Below are 23,937 nucleotides of genomic sequence, written 5' to 3'. Positions count from 1 at the left end.
CGGTCAATATAGGGGGCCACCGCGATTGGTACCCTGACCCCTGATGTATCGCCTCGTGTTCACGCAGGTCTTGCGACGTTTCGACGCCGAGGCCGTGCACCATCTGACTGTCAGGGCCCTCGCGCTGCTCTCGGCGCTCCCCCTGCTCAAGCGGCTGCTCTATCGAGCGCTCGCGCCGCACGACCCGGTTCTGCGCGTCAGCGCGTTCGGCGTGCACTTCCCCGGACCGCTCGGCCTGGCCGCCGGGTTCGACAAGGACGCCGCCTGCGCCGAGGGCGTCGCCGCCCTGGGCTTCGGCCATGTCGAGGTCGGCACCATCACCGCGCACGCCCAGCCGGGCAACCCCCGGCCCCGGCTGTTCAGGCTGGTGCCGGGACGGGCCGTCATCAACCGGATGGGCTTCAACAACGCCGGGGCGGTGGCCGCGTCGCGCCGCCTGCGCCGCACCCGGGGGCTGCCGGTCGTGGTCGGGGTCAACATCGGCAAGACCAAGGTGGTGCCCGAGGCCGAGGCCGTCGCCGACTATGTGGCCAGTGCCAAGGAGCTGGCGTCGCTGGCCGACTATCTCGTGGTCAACGTGAGCTCGCCCAACACTCCCGGACTGCGCGACCTGCAGGCCGTGTCGCTGCTGCGCCCGCTGCTCGCCTCGGTCAAGGAGGTCGCCGACGGCACGCCGCGCCGTACCCCGCTGCTGGTGAAGATCGCGCCCGACCTGGCGGACGAGGACGTCGACGCGGTCGCCGACCTGGCGCTGGAGCTGGGACTCGACGGGATCATCGCGACCAACACCACGATCCGGCACGGCGGCGAGACCGGCGGACTGTCGGGCCGCCCGCTCAAGGCGCGCTCCCTGCAGGTGCTGCGCCGGCTGCGGGCCCGCGTCGGCGACCGGCTCACGCTGGTCTCCGTGGGCGGCGTGGAGGACGTCGACGACGTCTGGGAGCGCCTGCTCGCCGGGGCCACGCTGGTCCAGGGCTACACCGGGTGGATCTACGGCGGGCCGTTCTGGGCCGCGCGCATCCACCGGCAGCTCGCGCGCCGCGTCCGCCGCCACGGCCTCACCTCGATCTCGGAAGCGATCGGCCGTACGGCCTGAAGTCGTACGGCCTGAGGTCGTGTGGCCTGAAACGGCCTGAAACGGGTGGACGGCGTGGAGCCCACAGCAGGTGGAAGAACGAGCCAACTGTGACAGCCTGCGTTCCCGGCGTTGCTAGGGTTCCCGGATGCTCGATGATCTGCACGACACGCCCGCGCGCCTGTGCCGGGACTACCTCGAACTGGCCGATCGCCACGCGCCCGGTCTGATCGAGGGGCTGTACCTGCAGGGATCGATCGCGCTGGGCGACTACCGGCCACGGGTGAGCGACGTCGACTTCGTCGCGGTGACCGGCCGGCCGCCCGATCCCGCCGTGCTTCGTACGATCCACACCGAGCTGAAGACCCGTGGGGCCAAGCCGTACTTCGACGGCCTCTACGTCACCTGGGACGACCTGCGCAAGGACCCGGCGCAGGCGCCCGATGGGTCGTCGGTGCACGAATGGCGGCTGACCGAGTCGGGACGGTTCGAGCGCGGCCTGGTCACCTGGCACGTGCTGGCCCAGGGTGGCGTGGCCGTGAGAGGGCCGTCGGCGGCCCAGCTCGGCATCCACACCGACTGGGACACGCTCGCCCGGCAGACCAGGGCGAACCTGGCGACGTACTGGACCAGATGGGTACAGTACAGCGCCCGGCCGGCCTCCCGGCCGGGCGTGCTCGCGCTGAGCGAGTACCAGACCGCGTGGGGCGTGCTCGGCATCGCCCGCCTGCGCCAGACGCTCGCGGTGGGCGAGGTGACGTCGAAGACCGCCGCCGGTGAATACGCGCTGGAGGCGTTCGACGCGCGCTGGCACCGGATCGTGCGCGAGGCGCTGCGAATCAGGCTCGGCGGGCCCGCGCTCTACCGCAATCCGTTCCGGCGGCGGGCCGATCTGCTGGCCTTCATGACCATGGTGCTGGAGATGTGACGCACGGCTCACACGCTGGGTCTGGTCGACTCCGCGTCGTGGGTCATCGAGTCCACCCGCTTCATGACCTCGGCCACGCGTACCGTGGCGGGCCGGTGAGGTCTGCGCCGCTGCCACGGCTTGGGCCCGTCCAGCGGCCGGTACTCCACCCCGATCGCGTCGAGCCGGCCGAGATGCTCCTCCAGACGGGCCGGGAAGTCGGCCCCGGCTGAGCCGGACCACGCCACCTCCGCCAGGGCGCACGCCCGCGGCCATGCCCGGTAGTCGAGCGTACGAGGGTCGGGGATGCGCTCGGTCCAGAGCTGGGCCTGGGCCCCGACGACCCGCGACCGCTCCTTGCCGGACCAGTCGTCCGGGGCGGGGGAGAAGGCCGCGACGTCGGCGACGGTGATCGCGTCACCGATCGCCATGGGCTCGTCGGCCGCCGCCGACTCCGCGTAGTCGAAGTACAGCGGGAACACCGGCGTCGCGATCACCTCGTGGCCCGCCGCGGCGGCCCGCCGGCCGACGCCCATCCCGCGCCACGGCATCACCAGCGTGTCGTGCCGCAGCTCGCCGCTGACGAACGCCTCGTCCCACACGACCGCCCGCGCGCCGCGGTCCGCGAGCACGTCGGCGAGCCGGCGCAGGAACCACGCCTGCAACTCGCCCATGGACGAAAGGCCCAGCGAGTCGCGGTAGGCGGTGATCTCGGGGGAGGCGGCCCAGTGGTCGAGCACCACCTCGTCGCCGCCGATGTGCACGTAGGGGGTCTCGCCGATGGCGCCGATCAGCTCGTCGAAGATCGCGGTCAGGAACTCGACCGTGGGCGGCATGGGAGACAGGATGGCCGGGGTGATGCCCCACCGCTCCAGCACCTGATAGTCGTCGTCGGAGGAGCCGAACTCCGGATAGGCGGCCAGGATCGCCTGGGCGTGCCCCGGCACGTCGATCTCCGGCACGACGGTGACCGCACGGGCTCGCGCGTAGGCGGCGATCTCCGTCAGGTCGTCGAGCGAGTAGTAGCCGCCGTGCGGGATCTCGTCGTAGGCGTCGGGCTCGCGGTAGTGGTTGGTCGCGGTGCGAGAGCGGTGCGAGGCCACCTCGTGCAGCCGCGGGTACGCCCTGCTCTCCACCCGCCAGCCCTGGTCGTCGACCAGGTGCAGGTGGAGCCGGTTGAGCTTGTGCATCCCCATCAGGTCGACCAGGCGGAGCACCTCACGCTTGGGGAAGAAGTGCCTGGCCACGTCGAGGTGCAGCCCCCGCCAGGAGAAACGGGGAGCGTCCTCGATCCGCACCCCCGGAACGGTCCACGCCGCCTCGGCCGCGAAACGGTAGGACGCGGGCGGCAGCAACTGGTGCAGCGACTGCCCCGCGTAGAAGGCGCCCGCCCGGTCACCCGCCGTGATCTCCACCCCGCGCGACCCCACGACCAGCCGGTACGCCTCCGGGCCGAGGGCTGGGTCGTGCCGCAGATCGACGGCTCCCGCGTCGCCCGGCCGCAGGTCGAGCACCGGCAGCGCCAGTCGTACGGCGTCCACCAGGTCCTCGGGCCCCGAGACGGCCGCGCCCGAGGTCAGCTCGTAGGAACCGGAGAGATCGTTCAGCAGATTGGGGCGAGGAATCATGCTTTGAGATAGTGCTGCAAACCATCGGCCAGCGCCACCGCGATCCGCTGCCGGAACGCGGAATTCTGGAACTTGGCCGCCTCAGCCGGGTTACGCATGTTGCCGCACTCGATGAAGATCTTCGGCACGGTCGACAGGTTGAGCCCGCCGAGATCATTGCGGAAGTCGAGGGCCTTGCTGCCGATGTAGGTCGAATAGGGCAGGCCGGTCTCCTTCTTGTACGCGTCACGCACGGCCAGGCCCAGCTTGCGCGAGTCGGCCACGACGGGGTCGACCGGGCCGTTGATCTTCTTCGGCATGATGACGTGGAAGCCGTGGTTGGCGGCCGGGGCGCCGTCGCCGTGCACGGAGATGGCGGCGTCGGCCTTGGCCTTGTTGCCGATCGCGGCCCGCTCGGTGATGCACGGCCCGACGCTGCTGTTGTCGGCCCTGGTCAGCTTCACCGCGGCACCGCGGGCCTTGAGGATCTTGACCACGCGGTTGGAGACGTCCCAGGTGAAGGCGGCCTCGGTGTAATGGCTGTCCGTCTCGGTCCCCGTCGTGTCACACGGCTTCCATTTGGTCAGCACGTTGACCTTGCGGTTGACGGCCTTCGGATCGCGGTAGTTTCCGCCGTTGTGCCCCGGGTCGATGACGATGGTCTTGCCCTCCAGCGGCCGGGCCGCGGCCTGGGGCTTGGCGCGAGCCTGGGGCGTGGTACGAGCCTGAGCCGGGGCGGGGGCCAGGGTCGTCGCGGCCGCTTGGGCGGCCTGACCTGCCGCGGCGCCACCGCTGCCGGTGCTGCCGCACGCGGTGGCAATCAGGCCGCAGACAGCGAGGAGTGACGCAGGAAGAGCACGCATGCGTTCCAACTTACGTCAAGAGCGGTCCTCGCCTGACGCTTATGTCCAGAGCGGTCCCCGCCGGAGGCTCACCTCAAGGGCGGGCGTCACCAGACGTGTTCGCCCACCTCCTGCCGTTCGAGCAGCGCGGCCAGCTCCCGTGCGTCCTCGGCGTCGAGACCGAGAACGACGCGGGGACGGCCCCATGGGTGGTCGAGGGAGTGGGCGACGTAGCTGGCCACGGACTCCGCGCCGACGTCGGTACCCCTGTCCCTGCTTGCGCGCCACTGCGCCCAGGCGCGTTCGAGCTCGGTCGCCGCGCGCTGGGCGCAGGACACCAGTTCCGGATCACGCATGGCTGTCCCCCCGGATCAGATCGTGTCGCTTGACCTGATGAGTAAACCTCCGTGCGGCGCCGCCGCCGCACGGGTTGACCCAGCTTTGGCCCTCTCTAAACGGGACCCGTGCTCCTTCGGCCCTCCCTAAGCGGGGCCCGTGCTTCGCCGAACGATCAGTTCGGGGGTCACCTGGCGTAGACGGGCGACTTTCGAGGGGTCTCCGATCCGGTCGCTGAGCAGGGCCGCCGCGGACCGGCCCATGGTGCGGCGCGGTTGGTCGACGGAGGTGAGAGAGATGTGGTGCGAGGCAGCCAGGTGGGTGTTGTCGTAACCGACCACCGACAGGTCGTCCGGCACCTTCAGACCCAGTTCCGCCGCGGCCGAGAGGACGCCGAGCGCCACCACGTCGTTGGCGGCGAAGATCGCCGTGGGCCTGGGTTCGCGGCTGAGCAGGGCGAGGGCGGCCTGCCGGCCGTCCTCCTCGGTCGACTCCGCGGCCTCGACCATGATGTACGGCGCCAGCGAGTGCCTGCGCATCGCCACGAGATAACCCTCGCAGCGTGATGAGCGCGGACCCTCGATGTGCGCGATCCGCTTGTGGCCGTGGTCGACCAGGTGGTCGATGGCCAGACGGGCGCCGAGCTGGTCGTCGTCGACGACGATGTCGACGCCCTCGAGCTCGATGTCACGTTCCCCTACGACGACCGTGGGCGTGTAGGAGGTCGCCTCGATCAGCGTCTCGCTGGTCGGCGCGATGCCGAGCAGCACCAGCCCGTCGACCCTGAGCTCCAGGAAGGCCTCCACGGCCTCGTCCTCGAAAGCGGGGTCCCACTGGCTGTTGCCGATCAGCATGCGCAGTCCGTCGCCGTGCAGGCTCTCCTGCAGACCGTCGAGGAACTCGGCGTAGAACGGGTTGTGCAGGTCGGCGACGAGCGCGCCGATGAGGTGGGTACGGCCTTCGACGAGGCTCCGCGCGACCGCGTTGGGCCGGTAGCCGAGCTCGCGAGCCGCCTGCAGCACGGCTTGCCGCCGATGCTCGCTCACGTGCGGGGATCCGCGCAGTACGAGCGAGACCAGCGATTTCGAGACGCCGGCTCGCTCGGCGACATTGCGGATGGTCGGCCTTGGCCGAGGCACCGCGTCTACCTCGCGGAGCTCGGCGATAGTTGAAGTGTTGACGGGTGGTCCTGACATGTGTCTCCCCCGCGATGCGAAGTTGGGCACCTGTCTGACCAAACGATCGAGTTCGCCACAGGGTACGGCTTCAGGTTAGGGAAGGCTGATATTGACCGGTTGGCTACATGTCCGCTATTAGGCAGGCCGTCGGATACTGTGCACTTGTGACACCCGGGAAGTCAGCCGAAGCGGCCCGACCGGCTCGGCGCAGGCTCAGCGTGGATCGCCGTCGCGAGGAGCTCATGGCCGCGGCACTCGAGCTCTTCAGCACACGCGACGCGGAAGACGTCTCGATCGACGACGTGGCCTCGGCCGCCGGCGCTTCGCGGGCACTGGTCTACCACTACTTCGGCGGCAAGCAGGAGCTGTACGTGGCGGCGCTGAAGAGCGCGGCCGAGCAACTGGAGTCGCGGCTGCGCCCGCAGGGCGGCGGCAGGCCGCTGGACGAACTCGCCTCAGGGCTGCGGCGCTACTTCGACTTCGTCGAGGAGCACGCGGCCGGCTTCGCGGCGCTGCTGCGCGGCGGCCCCGCCAACCGGGCGGGGGAGATCGGGGAGATCGTCGACGGGGTGCGGCAACGCCTTTTCTGGCTCATCCAGCGGCAGATGCGGGTCGAGCGGCCGAGTCCGGTGCTGCGTACGACGCTGAGATCGTGGATCGCGTCGGTGGAGACCGCGGGCCTGGACTGGCTGGAGCACCGCGACATCGAGCGCGCGACGCTGGAGAAGATGCTCGTCGATCACATGGTGGCGCTACTCAGAGTAGCCGCCGGCTATGACACGGAGGTCGACGGGCTGCTGGATCTACTGACCAGGGAGCAGCTCGCCTAGGGAAGGATGGCGCCGGGCGGGCGGCGCCAGCTTCCCACTACGACATGACGTCGTCACCTGGGTGGACCGGGCTGTCCAGCACGGCCCACCATTCAACCCCCCTGAGGTTCGTGACGACCCCGGCACTACTCCGAGCGCTGCTGCGGAATGCCCGCCAGCAGTGCCCGGACCTCGGTCTCCCGGTAACGCCGGTGACCGCCGAGGGTACGAATCGACGTCAACTTGCCTGCCTTCGCCCACCGGGTAACGGTCTTGGGGTCGACCCTGAACATGGTCGCGACCTCAGCGGGCGTGAGCAGCGGCTCGGCCTCGGGTGTACGAGCTGACATTTGTGCGGCCTCTCCTCCGTGTGGACCGGCTCAGCGATCCTGTGACTCCCTTTGCGCGTGTCACGGATGTCCCCCTATAGCCCAGAGCGTGCGGCTTTTCTGAGCCATATGCGGCATCACCCGAAGTGACCATACCGCCACGCAGAGCGATTTGCGAGCCCTTCTTTGACCCAACTGCCCGCTCACATGGCGATGTCACGCTCGGTGATTCTAGCGACACGTTTCGTGGTATCGCAGTGAAAACGGCAAACTACTCAGTTCGCAGAAGAGAGCAGCCGCGAGTCATGACCTACTTATGCAGGTCAGACGGTTGTATTGGGGTTCAGTTGGCAGATTCCAGAAGTTGCATTGACTTCCAGCGCAGGATCACCCTCTGATACATGGCGTAGGCAAGCTCTTCTTGACCCGTGTCCAGCCCCGTGAGGGCCGCGGAGAGCTCCGCGACGGACTGATCCGCTTGCAGAGCGTCATCATTCATAAGGTGTACCAACCCGCCGTAATCCAGCTCAACCAGCGAGTGCGGGTGGAACTCCTCGAGCCACCTGGCCACGTCCTCCACGTCGAAGTTGGCCGACACCTCGCCCAGGTGCCTGCGCAGCACCTGCAGCGCCCGCGCGGAACGCCTCCTGGCCTGGGCCATGGAGGTGACGTAGATGAGATTGCGTCCCGTCGTGGTGGTCACGTCCTGTCCCGGAGTGGAGGAGCCGAGCACCAGCCAGCGCTCGTTCCCGTCGAAGGGCACGAACCACGCGGGTGGCACGTGCCACGCCGTGGTGCGGATGTGGGTCCGGAGCGCGGAGGAGTCACCCGTGCGCTTGTACCGGTCGAAGTCGTCGGCGGTCTGCTCGGCGATCGCCTTCGGGACGAACCGGTCCAGGAGCTTCACGGGAGTGCTGCCACGCAGCCTTGAGAACGCCAGCCACGAGCGCAACCGCGTCTGCCACGGACAGACATAGAGCCGGTCCTCAACGCGCCGCAGATAGGCGTTGGGGCTCTCCTGCGCGGGTGCCGGGTGGGGCGGCATGCCGAGCAGCCGCCTGACGGCCTCGTCGTGCTCGGCGTTGAGCGCGGTGGCCCGGCGGGGGCGGTCGCGCGATTCGGCGTACTCGGCCCAGACCTTGCGCTCGGACTCGGCGAACGCGGTCAGCGGCTCGTAGACCCGGAGGTAAGCGGCATAGGGCAGCACGGAGGCATCGTGTCATGAAGACAACCTGCTCGCACCGTCGCGGCTATTACGCTGAGAAGCGATATCCGTCGCAACGGAGCGACGGACTGTAACGGACAGGGAGTCACTACCGTGACCGATGTCTTCGGCTCGTCCCACAAGGACGTCCATGAGCAGGTCGTTTTCTGCGCAGACGAGCAGAGCGGCCTGCGTGCCATCATCGCCATCCACAACACCGCGCTGGGGCCGGCCCTGGGAGGGACCAGGTTCTACCCCTACCCGGACGAGCAGGCGGCCCTGGCCGACGTGCTCAACCTGGCCAAGGGCATGGCCTACAAGAACGCGCTGGCCGGTCTCGATCTCGGCGGCGGCAAGGCCGTCATCATCGGCGACCCGGCCCGGGACAAGAGCGAGGCGCTGCTGCGCGCCTACGGCCGCTTCATCCAGTCGCTCGGCGGGCGCTACATCACCGCCTGTGACGTGGGCACCTACAGCGAGGACATGGACGTCGTCGCGAGGGAGTCGCGCTTCGTGGTCGGCCGCACGCTGGCCCACGGCGGCGCCGGCGACTCCTCGATCCTCACCGCGTTCGGCGTCTTCCAGGGCATGCGGGCCTCGGCCGAGCGCGTGTACGGCACGCCGTCGCTGCACGGCAGGCGGGTCGGCGTCGAGGGCGTCGGCAAGGTCGGCCACCGGCTGGTGGACCTGCTGTGCGAGGACGGGGCCGAAGTGGTCGTCTGCGACGTCGACCCCAAGGCGGTCGAGCGCGTACGGCAGCGCCACCCCGAGGTGAACGTCGTGGCCGACGCGGCGGCGCTCATCGCGGCGGACATCGACGTGTTCGCCCCCTGCGCGCTGGGCGGGGCGCTCGACGACCACGCGTCGGCCACGCTCCGCGCCAAGATCGTCTGTGGTGCGGCCAACAACCAGCTCGCCCATCCCGGGGTCGAGAAGCAGCTCGCGGAGCGCGGCATCCTCTACGCGCCCGACTACGTGGTCAACTCAGGCGGCGTGATCCAGGTCGCGGACGAGCTCGAGGGCTTCAGCATGGAGCGTGCCAGAGCCAAGACGACCCAGATCTATGACACGACTCTGAAGATCTTCGCGATCGCGGGCGAGGAGGGCGTCCCTCCGGCGGTCGCAGCAGATAGGCTGGCCGAGCGCAGAATGTCGGAAGTCGGGCGTATTAGGGGCATTTGGCTGGGCCACTGACGCCCCACGCCCATACGGCGTACCGAGCTGGGCACAAAACAGGTACGGTAATAGGCGAACGATAGGCTGACGCCCAAAGTCAGGCGGCGTCAGTGTGTGGTGCGTTAGCGACGAGGGGTCGGGGACGACCCCACACGAGGGGGTCGAGCCAATGGGGCGCGGCCGAGCAAAGGCCAAGCAGGTCAAGGTTGCTCGCCAGCTGAAGTACAACAGCGGTGGCACGGATCTTGATCGTCTTCGCGATGAACTCGGGGTCGGAGACTCCAGCGACAATGACGACGCCGACGACCTCAGCGATGAGCTGGCGGATCGCTATGCCGATTACGCCGATGACTACAGCAACAACGACGACGATCGTTCGTCCGGACGTTCGTAGTCGTTCTTCTGGTTGAGCGAGTCCGCCCCACGGCACCCACCCGTGGGGCGAATTTTCTTTTTTTGGGGTTACGGCACGGCCAACCTGGCCGCCACCCGCCGTTCAGGGCTGGGGGCCTCCAGGAATACGGCTGCTGAGCCCGCACAGGGCCGGGCGCCGTTACAAGACGGTGAGACCATCTGGGTGGCGAAGCGGCGGCAGGTGTCGCCCAGCGGCAACCCCTGCCACCCGTGTCAGCGGTAGCCGGCTTTGCCGGTGCCCTCGGTGATTTCTCCCAGGACCCATGCATCCAGACCGCGGTCGGCCAGTAGGCGTAGGGCTTCGTCTGCTGACTCCTGGGACACGATGGCGGCCATGCCGACGCCCAGGTTGAAGGTCTTGTCCATGTCCTTCTGTTCGATGCCGCCGTGGCCGGCCAGGACCGAGAAGATCGGTGGCGGGGTCCACGACGAGCGGTCGAGGGCGGCGTCCAGGTGGTCGGGGAGTGAGCGGGACAGGTTGCTCTCGATGCCGCCGCCCGTGATGTGGGCGTAGGCGTGCACGTCCACCGCGCGGGCCAGCTCCAGGCAGTCGAGCGAGTAGATCCGGGTGGGCTCCAGCAGCTCGGCGCCCAGCGGCCTGGCCAGCTCGGGGAGGTGGGCGTCGAGCGACAGTGACGACTCGCGCAGCACGTGGCGTACCAGCGAATAGCCGTTGGAGTGCACTCCCGACGACGCCAGGCCGAGCACCGCGTCGCCGGCCCGCACGCGGGAGGCGCCGAGCATGGCCGACGCCTCCACGACGCCGGTGCCCGCGCCCGCCAGGTCGTATTCGTCGGGCCCCATGGCTCCCGGGTGTTCGGCGGTCTCGCCGCCGAGCAGGGCCGCTCCGGCCAGCCGGCAGCCCTCGGCGACGCCGCCCACGATCTCGGCGATCCGCTCGGGCACCACCTTGCCGCAGGCGATGTAGTCGGTCATGAACAGCGGCTCGGCGCCGCACACCACCAGGTCGTCGAGGACCATGGCGACGAGGTCGATGCCGATCGTGTCGTGCTTGCCGTATCGCTGGGCGAGCATGACCTTGGTGCCCACGCCGTCGGTCGAGGTGGCCAGCAGCGGGCGCTGGTAGCGCAGCAGGGCCGAGGCGTCGAACAGGCCGGCGAAGCCGCTGGCGTCGTCGACCACCTCGGGCCGGCGGGAGCGGGCCACCTTTGCCTTCATCAGGGAGACGGCGCGCTCGCCCGCCTCGATGTCGACTCCGGCGGCCTCGTACGTCGTCACGCCTTGCTCTCCAACACGAACTTGCCCACGTTGTCCTGGTCGATGGGGATGGGGTAGGAACCGTCGAAGCAGGCCCGGCACAGGCGTTCGGCGGGGATGGTGGTGGCCTTGGTCAGGCCCTCCAGCGAGATGTAGCCCAGCGAGTCGGCGCCGAGCGAGGCACGGATCTCCTCGACGGTGAGCGAGCCCGCGATGAGCTCGGCCCTGGTCGCGAAGTCGATGCCATAGAAGCACGGCCAGGCCACGGGCGGCGAGGAGATGCGTACGTGCACCTCTTTGGCGCCGGCCTCGCGCAGCATCCTGACGATCGCGCGCTGGGTGTTGCCACGCACGATCGAGTCGTCCACGACGACCAGGCGCTTGCCCTCGACGACCTCGCGCAGCGGGTTGAGCTTGAGCCTGATGCCGAGCTGCCGGATGGTCTGCGAGGGCTGGATGAAGGTGCGGCCGACGTAGGAGTTCTTCACCAGGCCCTGGCCGTAGGGGATGCCGCTCTGCTGCGCGTAGCCGACGGCGGCGGGAGTGCCGGACTCGGGCGTCGGGATGACCAGGTCGGCCTCGACGGGGTGCTCGCGGGCCAGCTCACGGCCGACCTCGACCCGGGTGACCTGGACGCCGCGCCCGGCGATGGTGGTGTCGGGGCGGGCCAGGTAGACGTACTCGAACAGGCAGCCCTTCGGCTCGGCCAGCGCGAACCGGCGCGACCTGACGCCCCGCTCGTCGATGGTGAGCAGCTCGCCCGGCTCGATCTCGCGGGTGAACGTGGCGCCCACGATGTCGAGCGCGGCCGTCTCGGAGGCCACCACCCAGCCCCGCTCCAGGCGGCCCAGGACCAGCGGGCGGATGCCCTGCGGGTCGCGGGCCGCGTAGAGGGTCTTCTCGTTCATGAACACCAGCGAGTAGGCGCCCTTGACCTGCGGCAGCAGCTCGGCCGCCGCGTCCTCGATGGACCGGTCACGGTCCTGGGCGAGCAGTGTGGTGAGCACGTCGGTGTCGGTGCTCGCCCTGGTCGCCCCGGGGGCCAGCCGCTGGGCCAGCTCCGGGGTGTTGATCAGGTTGCCGTTGTGGGCGAGCGCGAGGCCGCCGACGTCGGTGGAGCTGAGCGTGGGCTGGGCGTTCTCCCACACACTGGAGCCGGTCGTGGAGTAGCGGCAGTGGCCGATGGCCAGATGGCCCCGGAGCGTGCCGAGCACCGATTCGTCGAAGACCTGGGCGACCAGGCCCATGTCCTTGTAGACGAGGATGCGGCTGCCCTCGCTGACCGCGATGCCCGCGGACTCCTGTCCGCGGTGTTGCAACGCGTACAGTCCGTAGTAGGTGAGTTTGGAGACTTCCTCGCCTGGAGCCCAGACGCCGAAGACGCCACAGGCGTCTTGCGGAGCACGGTCTTGGGGGTCCAGGTCATGGCCGAGCCGGCCGTCGCCTTTCAGCACGTGCTTCAGTCTAGGTTGGCCGCTCCCCTGCTCGCGCACCCGGGGGCCAGATCAGAGGGCATGTGCCGACCGGCCGGCGGTGGATCCGTCGCGGATGATCTCTCCGGTGAGGTTGCGGTTCGCCGCGGAGCCGAGGAAGACGATCAGCGCCGCCAGGTCGTCCGCCGTCGAGAGTCGCCGGGTGGGGGTACGGGCGGCGAGCGTGTCCACGACCTCCTGTGGGACGGGCCGTTCGCGCTCGGTGAGAGTGAATCCGGCGGCGGCCACGTTCACCAGGATGCCGTCCTTGCCGGCCTCCCAGGCGAGCGCGCGGGCCATGCCGTGCAGGGCCATCTTGGCCGTGCCGTACGCCCCGGGGCCCGGCAGTCCCTCCTCCGCCGCACCCGACGACACGAACACGATCCGCCCGAAACCGTTGCGCCGCATGCCGGGCAGCACGGCCCCCACGAGAACGGCGTTGCCGACCACGTTCGCGTGCAGGGCGGCCGTCCACTCCGCCGCGGGCACCTCTTCGAAGGAGACGCTGTTGGGCATGATCGTGCCCCAGCGCACCGCGTTGGCGACCAGCGCGTCGACCGGCCCCACTTCCCGCGCGGCGGCGGTGATGCTCGCGTGGTCCTCCAGGTCGAGGTGCACGGCCGCGGCCGTGCCGCCGGCCTGCTCCACTCGCTTGACCACCTGGGCCGCCCGCTCTTCGCCGGAGTTGTAGGTGATGGTGACGCGGGCTCCCGTGGCTCCGTAGGCGACGGCGGTGGCCGCACCGATGCCGGAGGAACCCCCGGTGATGAGTACGTGCATGATGAACTCCTCGTTGATTAGCCGACTAATTAGCCAGCTAATCTCATCTGAACGCCGGACCGCAAGGCGGTTTCGCTGGGAGTGAAAGGGTTCTTAGGGCATGGCACGCAGCAGGCGGGCGAACACGTCGCGCTCCTCCGCGTCGAAGGTGCCCAGCAGCTCTTCGTCCATCCTGGCCCAGATCTGTTCCACGGGCTCGCGGACGGCCCGGCCCGCGTCGGTCAGCCAGACGCGGCTCACCCGCGGCCGGTCGGGGTCCGGGGTGCGGTGCAGGAAGCCGGCCCGTTCCAGGCGCTGGACGGTCTTGGTGACGGTCGGCGGCTCGACGCCCAGCCGGCCGATGAGCTCGCTCTGGGTGAGGCCGTCCTGCTGCCATAGCTGGTTGAGCAGCAGTTCCTGACCGCCGTGCAGGCCCAGCGGGACCAGGGCCGCGGCCATCTGGTTGCGTTTCGTCTTCATGACCATGATCAGCGCGTAGGTCAGGGTCTCTTCCAGCATGTCCTCATCTTGCCTGCCGCCTGCCGGTTTGGCGCATGGTGACCCAAGGATGAGGGGGGTTTTACCGTGTCGCGCGGTTTCGGTGGTGGCATGCGCGAAAGGGTGAAGTATCCGGCATGCAGACCCGTCGGGAGACGCAGACGTGACCACACCTGGAGATCCGAACCATCCCCGACCGAACGACGGCGACCGCCCCTCGCGGGACGAGCCGCCGCGCGAGGACGAGCCCACCGGCAGGACGCCCGGCGACTCCGGCACGGGCGCCAACGGGGAGGGCGGGGAGCCCGGCACCGAGGAGCCGATCACGCCCGCGCCGCCGGTGGTGCCCCGGGAGGAGCCGCCGCGTCCCGGAGGGGAGCCGCGGACGCCGTTCCACCCCGACCTGCCCACCTCTCCCGAGACGCCGGGCCCGGCCGCGGCCCAGGAGGGGGACGCGGAGCAGACTCAGGCGTTCCCGATGCCCGGGGCGCGGCCGACCTATCCGGGCTGGGAGCGCGACGGCGGGGAGCCCGGCGCGCCGGGGTCCACGACACCGTCGCGCTACGAGCCGGCGACCACGCCACCGGAGGAGCCGCCGCCGTCATCGCAGGACGACCGGCCATCGTTCGCGCCACCCGGCGCGCAGCCGCCGCCGTCCGAGGGGGCCCGCCCGCCGTCTGGTGAGGGCGCCGCGCCGCCGTACGGGGAAGGCCGCCAGGCTGATGAGGGCGCCGAGTGGCCGTTCGAGGACGCCCGTCCGCAGCCGTCCGGTGAGGGTGCCGGGCAGCCGTTCGGGGAAGGTCGCCCGCCCGGGCAGTCGTTCGGGGAAGGTCGCCCGGCCGGGTCGCCGTACGGGGAAGGCCGTCCGCCCGGGTCGCCGTACGAAGGCGGCCCCAGGGGATACGGTCCTTCCGCGCCGTATGGTGAGCAGCGGGACATTCCGCCGAGGACCGAGCCCATTCCGGCCGTCCCCGGCACCTCGCCCTCCAGCCCGTACGGCGGCCCGCCCGGCGGCGGCGGTCCCCCCTACGGCCCGCCCCCGGGGTACGGCCCCTACCAGACCGGTCAGCCCATCAAGCCGGGCAGCGGCCTGGCCACGGCCTCGCTGGTGCTGGGTGTCGCCAGCCCGTTCCTCGTCTTCGTCTGTTTCACCGGCCTGCTCACCGCGATCCTGTCGATCGTCTTCGGCAGCGTCGCGCTCAGCAGGGGCGTGGGCAAGGGCCGCGCCATCACGGGCATCGCGATCAGCGTCGTCGCCCTGATCATCTTCGCCATCGTGGCCATCTGGTTCTGGAGCGTGGTCCAGGAGTGCGGCCACCTGCCCGGCCAGCTCGCCGACAAGTGCTTCGAGGACAAGTTCCCCTGGATGCGGCGTAACGGCTAGAGCGGAAGGTGGCCGGACAGGTCGGCCCGGGCGCCGCTCGCCGAGACGGCGCCCTTGGCCATGGCCTCGGCCCAGGTGAGGCGGCCCAGCGCGAGCTCGATCCAGGTGCGGCCGTCCGTCTCCACGACGTTCGGGGGAGTGCCGCGCGTGTGGCGTGGCCCCGCGATGGCCTGTACGGCCGCGTACGGCGGCACACGCACCTCCACCGTCCTCCCGGGTGCGGCGGTCGCCAGCCGGTCGAGGAGGTAGCGCACGGCCTGCCGGGCCGCGTCCCGCTCGGGCCGGAGGTCGCGCTCGTACGCGGCGAGCACGGCTGAGACCAGCGCACCGGCCAGTGCCGACGGCGGCCCGTCGAAGGGGGGTTCGTCCAGCGCCACGAGTTGGGCGTCCAGTGCGGCCCGCAATTTCTCTGGGTCCAGCTTCCGCGTAGGCACCTCACCATTGTGTCCCCAGGAAGCGTTCATCGTGCCGGAGGTCGTCGTTCATCTGCGGTTTCGATGACGGTCGTAGCGTCCCCGCCGGAAGACCGTACTTTTTTGGAGGACCTGTGGCGAACCGGCTGCTACCGCTGCTGCCCACGCATACATCTGGCCGATCGGCGATGACCTGCCGGTTCCGCTGCGGCAACGCTTGTGCGCACGACGTGGCCAACCCCAGCGACAACACCTACTTCGGCGACGTGGTCGCGCAGGCGATCTCCCGCAGGGGCATGCTCCGCGCCGGCACCCTGGGCGCCCTGGCCGCCGGGGTCGTCGGGATCGGAGCCGTACCGGCTCTGGCCGAGCCCACGGAGCCGCAGGCCGAGCTCTTGGGTCACTCTTCGGGGGACATCCGCTTCACCCCCGTGCCGCCGAACAAGGAGGACGCGCTGACCGTCCCCGACGGCTACACCTCGGCCGTCGTCGCGCGCTGGGGCGACCCCGTGACGGCCGACGCGCCCGCGTTCGACTTCGACAACCAGAGTGCCGAGGCGCAGTCCAAGCAGTTCGGGTACAACTGCGACTTCGTCACGCTCTTCCCGATGGGCGCTAACCGCGGCCTGCTGTGGGTGAACCACGAGTACACCAACGAGAACCTGATGTTCCGCGGCTACACCACCGGCGTCGCCGCCACCGAGGAGCAGATCAAGATCGCGCTGGCCGCGCACGGCGGCTCGGTCGTCGAGATCGAGCGCGTACGCGGCACCGGTCAGTGGAAGCTGGTCACCACCGGCCGCAGGCGCTACAACCGGCGCGTCACCGCCCAGACGCCGATGCGCTTCAGCGGCCCCGCCGCGGGCAGCGACCCGCTCAAGACCGCCGCCGACCCGGAGGGCCGCACCCCCGTCGGCATGCTGAACAACTGCTCCGGTGGATCGACGCCGTGGGGCACGGTGCTGACCGCCGAGGAGAACATCGACCAGTACTTCGTCAACGGCGACAAGGTCCCGGCGGCGCAGTTGCCCTACATCTCCCGCTACACGATCACGACCGGCACCCCGGCGAGCAGCCGCCGGTTCGACCGCGTCGAGGAGCGCTTCGACCTGGCCAAGCACCCGAACGAGGCCAACAGGTTCGGCTGGGTCGTGGAGATCGACCCGTTCGACCCCGACTCGACGCCGGTCAAGCGGACCGCGCTGGGCCGCCTGAAGCACGAGGCCGCCAACACCACGCTGGCCCGTGACGGCCGCGTGGTCGTGTACATGGGGGACGACTCCCGCTTCGAGTACATCTACAAGTTCGTCTCGAAGAACCGCTACATCCCCGGCAACGACCGGCACAACCGGAACCTGCTCGACGAGGGCACGCTCTACGTCGCCAAGTTCACCGGCGACAGTCCCGCCGCCGAGATCGACGGGTCGGGCAAGCTGCCGTCCGACGGCGCCTTCGACGGCTCCGGCCAGTGGATCCCGCTGGTCTCGGGCGACAGGTCGTACGTGGACGGCATGACCGCCATCGAGGTGCTGGTCTACACCCGCGTCGCCGCCGACAAGGTGGGGGCGACCAAGATGGACCGCCCCGAGGACATGGAGCGCAACCCGGTCACCGGCGGCGTGTACGTGGCGCTGACCAACAACACCAACCGCACCGCGGCCCAGGTCGACGAGGCCAACCCGCGCCCGTCCAACAAGCACGGCCACGTGCTGGAGATCGTCGAGCGGCGCGACGACGCGGGGGAGAAGACGTTCGCCTGGTCGCTCCCGCTGATCTGCGGCGACCCGAACGACCCCGCGACCTACTTCGCCGGCTACGACAAGACGAAGGTCTCGCCGATCTCCTGCCCGGACAACGTGGCCTTCGACCGTGACGGTAACCTCTGGATCTCCACCGACGGCAACCAGCTCGGCAGCAACGACGGCATGTTCGTGATGCCGGTGCGCGGCAAGGAGCGCGGGCACCTGCGCCAGTTCCTCACGGTTCCGCTCGGCGCGGAGACCTGCGGGCCGATGGTCACCCAGGACCAGCGCAGCGTGTTCGTCGCGGTGCAGCACCCGGGCGAGCTGGACGGTGCCACCCCGGACAAGCCGGCCAGCCGCTGGCCCGACGGTGACCAGCCGCGTCCGTCGGTCGCCGTGGTCTGGCACGCCAAGGGCAAGCAGGTCGGCGCTTGACCTGAAGTTAAGTTGAGCTTCTAAGCTGCCATGCATGAGCATGGAAATGACCGCATGGCACCAGCTTTACTCACTGAACAATCAGACGGAGCGTCGCCCGCTGTCCAGGGCGACGCTCCGTCGCATCGCCGCCTTCGCCCGCCCGCACCGGCGAAGAGTGGTGCTCTTCTTGGTGTTGAGCGTGGTGATGGCGGCCTTGGCGGTGGTCTCACCCGTCCTCGCGGGCCGGGTCGTCGACGCGATCGTCAAGGGTGAGACGTTCGGTATCGTGGCCGGGCTCGCCGGATTGATCGCGGGGCTCGCCCTGGCCGAGGCCGGGCTGGGGCTGCTGACCAGATGGCTGTCGGCGGGGCTCGGTGAAGGGCTGATCCTCGACCTGCGCACCGCCGTCTTCGACCACGTGCAGCGGATGCCGATCGCCTTCTTCACCAGGACCCGCACGGGCGCCCTGGTCAGCCGGTTGAACAACGACGTGATCGGCGCGCAGCGCGCCTTCACCGACACCCTGTCCAGCGTGGCGGGCAACGTCGTGACGCTCGTGCTGACCCTCATCGTGATGATCGGGATCTCCTGGCAGATCACGCTGCTCGCGCTGTTGCTGCTGCCGGTGTTCGTCCTGCCCGCCCGCCGGATGGGCGTCAGGATCGCCCGGCTGAGGCGTGAGGCGGCCGACCACAACGCGGCCATGGGCACGCAGATGACCGAGCGCTTCTCCGCGCCCGGCGCGACGCTGGTGAAGCTGTTCGGCCGGCCCGCCCGCGAGTCGGCGGAGTTCGCGAACCGGGCCAGGCGGGTGCGTGACATCGGCGTGCGCACGGCCATGACGCAGTCGATCTTCGTCACCGCGCTCACCCTGGTGTCCGCGCTGGCCCTGGCCCTGGTGTACGGCCTGGGCGGCTTCTACGCGCTGCGCGACCAGCTCGACGCCGGCTCGGTCGTTGCGCTGGCGCTGCTGCTCACCCGCCTGTACTCACCGCTGACCTCACTGGCCAGCGCCCGGGTGGACGTGATGAGCGCGCTGGTCAGCTTCGAGCGGGTCTTCGAGGTGCTCGATCTCGAACCGCTCATCAAGGAACGGCCGGGCGCGGTCCGCGTCCCCGACGGACCGGTCTCGGTGGAGTTCGACGACGTGCGTTTCGCCTACCCCTCGGCCGACAAGGTCTCGCTCGCCTCACTGGAGGAGGTCGCCGTGCTCGACTCGCGCGGTGGGGCCGAGGTGCTGCACGGCGTCTCGTTCACCGCCGAACCGGGCCAGATGGTCGCCCTCGTGGGCTCCTCGGGCGCGGGCAAGTCGACGATCGCCCAGCTCCTGCCGAGGCTGTACGACGCAGACTCCGGGTCCGTACGGATCGGCGGCGTGGACGTACGGGACCTGACCGCCGACTCGATCCGCGACACGCTCGGCATGGTGACCCAGGACGGGCACCTGTTCCACGAGACGATCCGGGCCAACCTGCTGCTGGCCAGGCCCGAGGCCGATGAGGACGAGCTGTGGGAGGTGCTCGGCCGGGCCAGGCTGGCCACGCTGATCGAGTCCCTGCCCGACGGCCTCGACACCGTGGTCGGCGAGCGCGGCTACCGGCTGTCGGGCGGCGAGCGCCAGCGGCTGACGATCGCCCGGCTGCTGCTGGCCAGGCCCAGAGTGGTGATCCTGGACGAGGCCACCGCGGCGCTCGACTCCACCTCGGAGGCGGCCGTGCAGGAGGCGCTGGGCGAGGCCCTGCAGGGCAGGACCGCCGTGGTGATCGCGCACCGCCTCTCCACGATCCGCGCGGCCGACGTCATCCTGGTGATCGAGGACGGGCGGGTGGCCGAACGGGGCACGCACGCCGAGCTGCTGGCCGCCGGGGGGCGCTATGAGGAGCTGTACCGCACTCAGTTCGCCGACCCGGTGATCGAGGAGGTCATCGGCGAGCCCGCCACCGTCGGGGCCGCGTAGGGGGTTGATCGCGTCCGTCAACCGGTTGTCGCCCGCTCCCGACGGTCGGCCGGGGGCTGGTCCGGCCGGCCGCTCGTACGGCGGGTGCGGAGCGCGTACAGGCTGACCGGGACCGCCGCCAGGACGAGCACGGCCGCCAGCACCAGCGTGAACTGGTAGGCGTCGAGGAAGGCGGTCAGCGGCGGCCGGTCGCTGGCGCTCTGCCTGGAGTTCAGGATGGCGCCCAGGACGGTGATGCCGAGCAGCCCGAACACCTCGCGCGACACGTTCAGGACCCCGGAGGCCACGCCCGACCTGCCCGCGGGCATGCCGGTGAGGATCGCCGAGGTCAGGGGCACCAGCAGGCCGCCGCCCAGGCCGTACAGCAGGAACCAGGGCAGCACGTCGCCGTACCCGGCCTCGGCGCCGATCCCGGAGAGCATGAGGATGCCGCCGCCCATCAGCACCATGCCGAGCGCGACGGTGGGGCCGATGCCCAGCCGCGCGCTGATCCGCTGCGACAGGATCGCCGTGACAGCCATGAGCAGGGCCATCGGCACGAACGCGGCGCCGGCCTCGGTGGGGGAGAAGGCCAGCACGTTCTGCAGCCAGAGGGCGCTGAAGAAATAGATGCCGAACACGCCGAACGACCAGATGCCCATGGTGAGCAGGCCGCCGCTGAACACCCTGGCCCGGAACAGCGACAGGTCGATCATCGGCTCCGCGGCCCGCGCCTCGACGAGCAGGAACGCCAGCGCCGCCGCGAGCGCGAGGCCGAAGGCGGCCAGGATCTCCGGTGAGGTCCATCCGGCGCCGTCGCCCTCGATCAGCGCGTAGGTCAGGGCGAACAACGCGAGCGCCGAGGTGGCCAGGCCCGGCAGGTCGAGACTGTGCCGTACCCGGGTGAAGGCGGGACGGACGGCCCACAGCGCGAGACCCAGCGTGACGATCCCGATCGGCACGTTGATCAGGTAGATCCAGCCCCAGTGCAGGTGCTCGCTGATGAAACCGCCGGTCACCGGGCCGAGCGCCATCGACAGCGCGCCGGAGGCGCTCCAGATGCCCACGGCCCGGCCGCGCTCGCCCGGGTCGGGGAAGATCTGCGTCAGCAGCGCGAGCGCCGTCGGCGTGAGCAGCGCCGCGCCGAACCCCTGCACCGCGCGGGCGGCGATCAGCGTGGTGCCGTCACCGGCCAGCCCGGCGGCGAAGGACGACAGCGTGAAGATCACCAGACCGGTCGCGAAGACCCGCCTGGCGCCGAACACGTCGGCCAGCCGGCCGCCGACCAGCATGAGCCCGGCGAACACCAGGATGTAGCCGCTCACGATCCACTCCAAACCGGAGATCGTCAGCCGGAGCTCTCGCTGGATCGTCGGCAGCGCGACGTTGGCGAGGTTGTTGTCGAGGTAGGTCATGAAGGTCCCGAGCGTCACCGCGGTGAGCGCCCACCATCGCCGGTCCATGTCTGTCTCCTATACGTCGTACTTGTACGTCGTATAGTTGAACTTGTACGGCGTATAGTTGTCAACCGTGATGGGAAAACTGACCGCGCGGGCCATCGTCGAGCGGGCCCTGGAGATCGGTGACGCCGAAGGGCTCGACGCCGTGACGATCAGACGCCTGGCAGCCGACCTGGGCGTGACGCCGATGGCCCTCTACTGGCACTTCAAGAACAAGGATCAACTGCTCATCGGCATGGCCGACCACCTGATCCTGGGCTTCGGGGTCAAGGGCGGCGACGACCGCCCGTGGCGCGACCGGCTGAGGGAGCTGGTCGAGGGCCTGGTCAGGGTCCTGCGCACCCACCCCTGCGCGAAGAACGTGCTGGAGCAGGTGGACCAGGGCGCGGTGCCCAGCTTCCTCGCGGTCTGGAACGAGGCCCTCGGCCTGGCTCGCACGGCGGGCTTCACCGTGGAGGAGTGCTGCCTGATCTCCAAGTATCTGCTGCAGAGCGCCATCTCCATCGCCGACGCCCCGGTCCACTTCCGGCCCGGCCACACCTCCGAGGAGATCGCCGAGATCGTCCGGGTGAAGCGCCTGGGCCTGCAGTCACTGCCAGCGGAGAAGTACCCGAACCTGGTGGAGATGGCCGGTCCCATGGTCGCGGGGATGACCGCCGACTTCTACGACTCGTTCGGCGTGGACCTGGTGGTCAGCGGCGTGGAGGCATTGGCGGCCAGACGTTAGAGTGCTGGGTTTCCAAGGAGACGTGGAGTCGAGGCTGGCCGCGGCTTTCAGATGAGACCGAGTTTCAGTATCAGCGCGCGGTCCACTTCTGCGGCCTCGTGTGCGTCCAGTGTGCCCATGAAGTCGCCCAGCCTGGACGGCGACACAGAGTAGATCTGGTCAGCCAGGACGCGCGACTTCGTGCCGTTGAACTCGATCTCGGGCCGGTAGATCGCCGGTCCAGCGCTCGACGACGTAAGGGCGACGGTGATGACGCTGGTCGCGAAGCGGTCCGACTGAATGATCACCCCATACCGGCGTCCCTGCTGCTCGCGGTCCCGAGGGCCAGCAATGGCCTTGATCTTATAGAGCGCACCACGAAATATCACTCGGCGACACCCATGAAGCGCTGGATCGCGAGCATCTCGGCCTGATCGTCGGGATCGTCGCGCAGCCGTTCGGCGTCGTCTGCGGCCTGCTTCAGCAGCATCTCCCCGCAGGAACACACCGCCTCTGAGTGCCTGCTGTCGGCCGCGGCGCGGCGTGCGCTCTTCCTCGCTTCATCAGGGCTGACGTTGCACATGGTGTCAGATGTAACACACTTTGTGGTCGTCACGGATGTCGCGACCGGGCCAGGGCGGCGAATAACGTGCCGGTCAGGGCGACGGCGAACAGCAGCGCGTACGTCCGCTCGAACCCGTGCATCACCTGCCCCACCGCCACCGGCGACAGCTTGGCCAGCGTTCCCGCGTACACCTGGGCCCGTTCGACGGGGCCGACCGAGCCGGCCAGGACGCTCAGGGACGCGCCCACGCTGATCACGATCCCCACGTTCATGATCATCACCCGGAACCCGTTGACCACCCCCAGGCTCCCCCGCGGCAGGGCCCGCATGACCTGCGTGGTGTTGCCGGTCAGGAACGTGCCGCTCCCGCACCCGGCCACGAAGAGGCCGAGGCCGATGATCCAGTACGGCGTGGCGGGGTCGGCCGTCAGCATCAGCGTGCCCAGGCCCAGAGCGCTCATCAGCGTGCCGCCGATCGACAGGAAGTACGGGGAGATCTTCAGCGAGCCCGCGAGCGGCGAGGCCAGGGCCATGCCGACCGGCACCGGCAGCACGCTCAGCCCGGCGGTGAAGGCGTCCACGCCCCTGGCCGCCTGGAAGTACAGCGCCACGACCAGGATCAGCGCCGAGCGGGCCAGTGCGTTGCAGAACGAGGCCAGGTTCGCGAAGGCCAGCAGCCGCCCGCCGAACAGCCGCAGGTCGAGCACCGGATGCGCGGCCCGGCGCTCCACCAGCACGATCAGCGGCACCAGCACCGCGAACACCGCCGCCCCGATCAGCACCGTGGGGCTCGACAGCCCGGCGGAGCCCGCCTCGGAGAGGGCGATCAGCGCGGCCGAGAGCGCGGCGAACAGCAGCGCGTTGCCCAGCGCGTCCACCGGTTCGCGTGGGCCACGGGGCATCTTGCGCAGGACGACCGCGCCCCAGCTCAGAGCGATCAGGCCGGCCGGCACGTTCACCCAGAAGATCCACTGCCAGCCGGCCGTCTCCGCGATGAGTCCGCCCAGCGTCGGCCCGGCGAGCTGCGCCACGGACAGCGTGCCGATGTAGACGCCCATGCCCTGGCTGAGGCGGTCGGGCGGGAACGCGTCGGTGATGATGACCGTGCCGTTGGCCAGGATCATCGCGGCGCCGATCGCCTGCAGCACGCGCATGGCGACCAGGAACCACACGCCCGGCGACAGCCCGGCCAGCAGCGAGGCCACGGTGAACAGCGCGAACCCCGTCAGGTAGACCTCCCGCCTGCCGAGCAGGTCGGCCACCCGCCCGAAGAAGACCAGGCTCGCGGTGTTGACCAGCAGGAACGACAGCAGGATCCAGCCCGACTCGAACGCGCTGGCGTGGAAGTGCCGCACCACCGAGGGCAGCGCGACGTTCAGTGTGCTGCCGGCGATGCCGATGAGGACGAGCCCCAGGCTCGTCACCGAACACACTCGCCAGGCATAGCGGAGACGGCTGTCGTAATCGGGGGAGACCGCGACCATGCCCTC

Annotated in this window: 23 protein-coding genes; 9 read left to right on the top strand and 14 right to left on the bottom strand. The window is 69.9% G+C overall.

Features of this window, described 5'->3' with window-relative positions; translation table 11 throughout:
• Window positions 1–43 precede the first annotated feature (43 nt).
• Entirely contained in the window at window positions 44–1,096 is a 1,053-nt protein-coding gene (locus KLK06_RS53280) for a quinone-dependent dihydroorotate dehydrogenase (RefSeq protein ID WP_214643540.1), read from the top strand.
• Between the two features lie 127 nt (window positions 1,097–1,223).
• Entirely contained in the window at window positions 1,224–2,003 is a 780-nt protein-coding gene (locus tag KLK06_RS53275; protein ID WP_214643539.1) for a nucleotidyltransferase domain-containing protein, read from the top strand.
• Window positions 2,004–2,011: 8 nt separating this feature from the next.
• Here the strand turns inward: KLK06_RS53275 and KLK06_RS53270 are convergent, their stop codons facing one another.
• The 4 genes from KLK06_RS53270 to KLK06_RS53255 all read right to left on the bottom strand — a co-directional run bounded on the left by KLK06_RS53270 (window position 2,012) and on the right by KLK06_RS53255 (window position 5,963).
• Window positions 2,012–3,610: a beta-N-acetylhexosaminidase gene (locus KLK06_RS53270; RefSeq protein WP_214643538.1), complete on the bottom strand. Its 1,599-nt coding sequence runs from the start codon at window positions 3,608–3,610 to the stop codon at window positions 2,012–2,014.
• The gene (locus tag KLK06_RS53265; protein WP_214643537.1) at window positions 3,607–4,452 is read right to left on the bottom strand and encodes an N-acetylmuramoyl-L-alanine amidase; all 846 of its coding nucleotides are present in this window, start codon (window positions 4,450–4,452) and stop codon (window positions 3,607–3,609) included. Before KLK06_RS53265 ends, KLK06_RS53270 begins: the two co-directional genes overlap by 4 nt.
• Before the next feature lie 86 nt (window positions 4,453–4,538).
• The gene (locus tag KLK06_RS53260; protein WP_214643536.1) at window positions 4,539–4,787 is read right to left on the bottom strand and encodes a hypothetical protein; all 249 of its coding nucleotides are present in this window, start codon (window positions 4,785–4,787) and stop codon (window positions 4,539–4,541) included.
• A gap of 126 nt (window positions 4,788–4,913) precedes the next feature.
• The gene (locus KLK06_RS53255) at window positions 4,914–5,963 is read right to left on the bottom strand and encodes a LacI family DNA-binding transcriptional regulator (RefSeq protein WP_250907458.1); all 1,050 of its coding nucleotides are present in this window, start codon (window positions 5,961–5,963) and stop codon (window positions 4,914–4,916) included.
• Window positions 5,964–6,187: 224 nt separating this feature from the next.
• On the opposite strand from KLK06_RS53255, the gene KLK06_RS53250 reads away from it, so the two are divergent.
• On the top strand, window positions 6,188–6,775 hold the full coding sequence (locus tag KLK06_RS53250) for a TetR/AcrR family transcriptional regulator (protein WP_214643535.1): 588 nt from the start codon (window positions 6,188–6,190) through the stop codon (window positions 6,773–6,775).
• Window positions 6,776–6,900: 125 nt separating this feature from the next.
• Here the strand turns inward: KLK06_RS53250 and bldC are convergent, their stop codons facing one another.
• Window positions 6,901–7,104 (bottom strand): developmental transcriptional regulator BldC, encoded by a 204-nt coding sequence (gene bldC, locus KLK06_RS53245; RefSeq protein ID WP_013133571.1) that lies wholly within the window; start codon window positions 7,102–7,104, stop codon window positions 6,901–6,903.
• Between the two features lie 322 nt (window positions 7,105–7,426).
• Window positions 7,427–8,290, bottom strand: a complete 864-nt coding sequence (locus tag KLK06_RS53240; RefSeq protein ID WP_214643534.1) for a hypothetical protein — start codon at window positions 8,288–8,290, stop codon at window positions 7,427–7,429.
• A gap of 111 nt (window positions 8,291–8,401) precedes the next feature.
• Between KLK06_RS53240 and KLK06_RS53235 the strand changes: the two genes are divergently transcribed.
• On the top strand, window positions 8,402–9,481 hold the full coding sequence (locus KLK06_RS53235) for a Glu/Leu/Phe/Val dehydrogenase dimerization domain-containing protein (protein WP_214643533.1): 1,080 nt from the start codon (window positions 8,402–8,404) through the stop codon (window positions 9,479–9,481).
• Window positions 9,482–9,632: 151 nt separating this feature from the next.
• Window positions 9,633–9,857 (top strand): DUF3073 domain-containing protein, encoded by a 225-nt coding sequence (locus KLK06_RS53230; protein WP_214643532.1) that lies wholly within the window; start codon window positions 9,633–9,635, stop codon window positions 9,855–9,857.
• Between the two features lie 233 nt (window positions 9,858–10,090).
• Here KLK06_RS53230 and purM read toward each other — a convergent pair whose 3' ends face one another.
• The 4 genes from purM to KLK06_RS53210 form a co-directional block, all read right to left on the bottom strand.
• Entirely contained in the window at window positions 10,091–11,116 is a 1,026-nt protein-coding gene (gene purM / locus KLK06_RS53225; RefSeq protein ID WP_214643531.1) for a phosphoribosylformylglycinamidine cyclo-ligase, read from the bottom strand.
• The gene (gene purF, locus KLK06_RS53220) at window positions 11,113–12,549 is read right to left on the bottom strand and encodes an amidophosphoribosyltransferase (protein WP_214643530.1); all 1,437 of its coding nucleotides are present in this window, start codon (window positions 12,547–12,549) and stop codon (window positions 11,113–11,115) included. Before purF ends, purM begins: the two co-directional genes overlap by 4 nt.
• Window positions 12,550–12,600: 51 nt before the next feature.
• Window positions 12,601–13,347, bottom strand: a complete 747-nt coding sequence (locus KLK06_RS53215; RefSeq protein WP_214643529.1) for an SDR family NAD(P)-dependent oxidoreductase — start codon at window positions 13,345–13,347, stop codon at window positions 12,601–12,603.
• Between the two features lie 93 nt (window positions 13,348–13,440).
• Window positions 13,441–13,845 (bottom strand): MarR family winged helix-turn-helix transcriptional regulator, encoded by a 405-nt coding sequence (locus tag KLK06_RS53210; protein ID WP_214643528.1) that lies wholly within the window; start codon window positions 13,843–13,845, stop codon window positions 13,441–13,443.
• Between the two features lie 142 nt (window positions 13,846–13,987).
• Between KLK06_RS53210 and KLK06_RS53205 the strand changes: the two genes are divergently transcribed.
• On the top strand, window positions 13,988–15,208 hold the full coding sequence (locus tag KLK06_RS53205) for a DUF4190 domain-containing protein (protein WP_214643527.1): 1,221 nt from the start codon (window positions 13,988–13,990) through the stop codon (window positions 15,206–15,208).
• On the opposite strand, the gene KLK06_RS53200 is transcribed toward KLK06_RS53205, so the two are convergent.
• Window positions 15,205–15,642 carry a sterol carrier family protein gene (locus tag KLK06_RS53200; protein WP_374197204.1) on the bottom strand — a complete coding sequence of 146 codons (438 nt, stop codon included), beginning with the start codon at window positions 15,640–15,642 and terminating at the stop codon, window positions 15,205–15,207. The two genes, KLK06_RS53205 and KLK06_RS53200, sit on opposite strands and share 4 nt — an antisense overlap.
• Before the next feature lie 167 nt (window positions 15,643–15,809).
• Here KLK06_RS53200 and KLK06_RS53195 point away from each other — a divergent pair, with 167 nt between their 5' ends.
• Window positions 15,810–17,798: a PhoX family phosphatase gene (locus KLK06_RS53195; protein ID WP_214643597.1), complete on the top strand. Its 1,989-nt coding sequence runs from the start codon at window positions 15,810–15,812 to the stop codon at window positions 17,796–17,798.
• 34 nt (window positions 17,799–17,832) lie between these two features.
• Complete coding sequence (locus tag KLK06_RS53190) at window positions 17,833–19,737, top strand: ABC transporter ATP-binding protein (RefSeq protein ID WP_214643525.1); 1,905 nt, start codon at window positions 17,833–17,835, stop codon at window positions 19,735–19,737.
• Between the two features lie 17 nt (window positions 19,738–19,754).
• Here KLK06_RS53190 and KLK06_RS53185 read toward each other — a convergent pair whose 3' ends face one another.
• Entirely contained in the window at window positions 19,755–21,179 is a 1,425-nt protein-coding gene (locus KLK06_RS53185; RefSeq protein WP_214643524.1) for an MFS transporter, read from the bottom strand.
• 70 nt (window positions 21,180–21,249) lie between these two features.
• Here KLK06_RS53185 and KLK06_RS53180 point away from each other — a divergent pair, with 70 nt between their 5' ends.
• Window positions 21,250–21,903: a TetR/AcrR family transcriptional regulator gene (locus tag KLK06_RS53180; protein WP_250907467.1), complete on the top strand. Its 654-nt coding sequence runs from the start codon at window positions 21,250–21,252 to the stop codon at window positions 21,901–21,903.
• A gap of 47 nt (window positions 21,904–21,950) precedes the next feature.
• On the opposite strand, the gene KLK06_RS53175 is transcribed toward KLK06_RS53180, so the two are convergent.
• Window positions 21,951–22,271 carry a type II toxin-antitoxin system PemK/MazF family toxin gene (locus KLK06_RS53175; protein WP_308168891.1) on the bottom strand — a complete coding sequence of 107 codons (321 nt, stop codon included), beginning with the start codon at window positions 22,269–22,271 and terminating at the stop codon, window positions 21,951–21,953.
• A 223-nt stretch (window positions 22,272–22,494) separates the two neighbouring features.
• Window positions 22,495–23,931 carry an MFS transporter gene (locus tag KLK06_RS53170; RefSeq protein WP_214643522.1) on the bottom strand — a complete coding sequence of 479 codons (1,437 nt, stop codon included), beginning with the start codon at window positions 23,929–23,931 and terminating at the stop codon, window positions 22,495–22,497.
• Window positions 23,932–23,937: the final 6 nt, after the last annotated feature.

This window comes from Nonomuraea sp. NEAU-A123 (genome assembly GCF_018603905.1).
Lineage (GTDB): Bacteria > Actinomycetota > Actinomycetes > Streptosporangiales > Streptosporangiaceae > Nonomuraea.
Note: the sequence above shows the minus strand (reverse complement) of the source record. Positions and strands in the feature narration are given on the sequence as shown.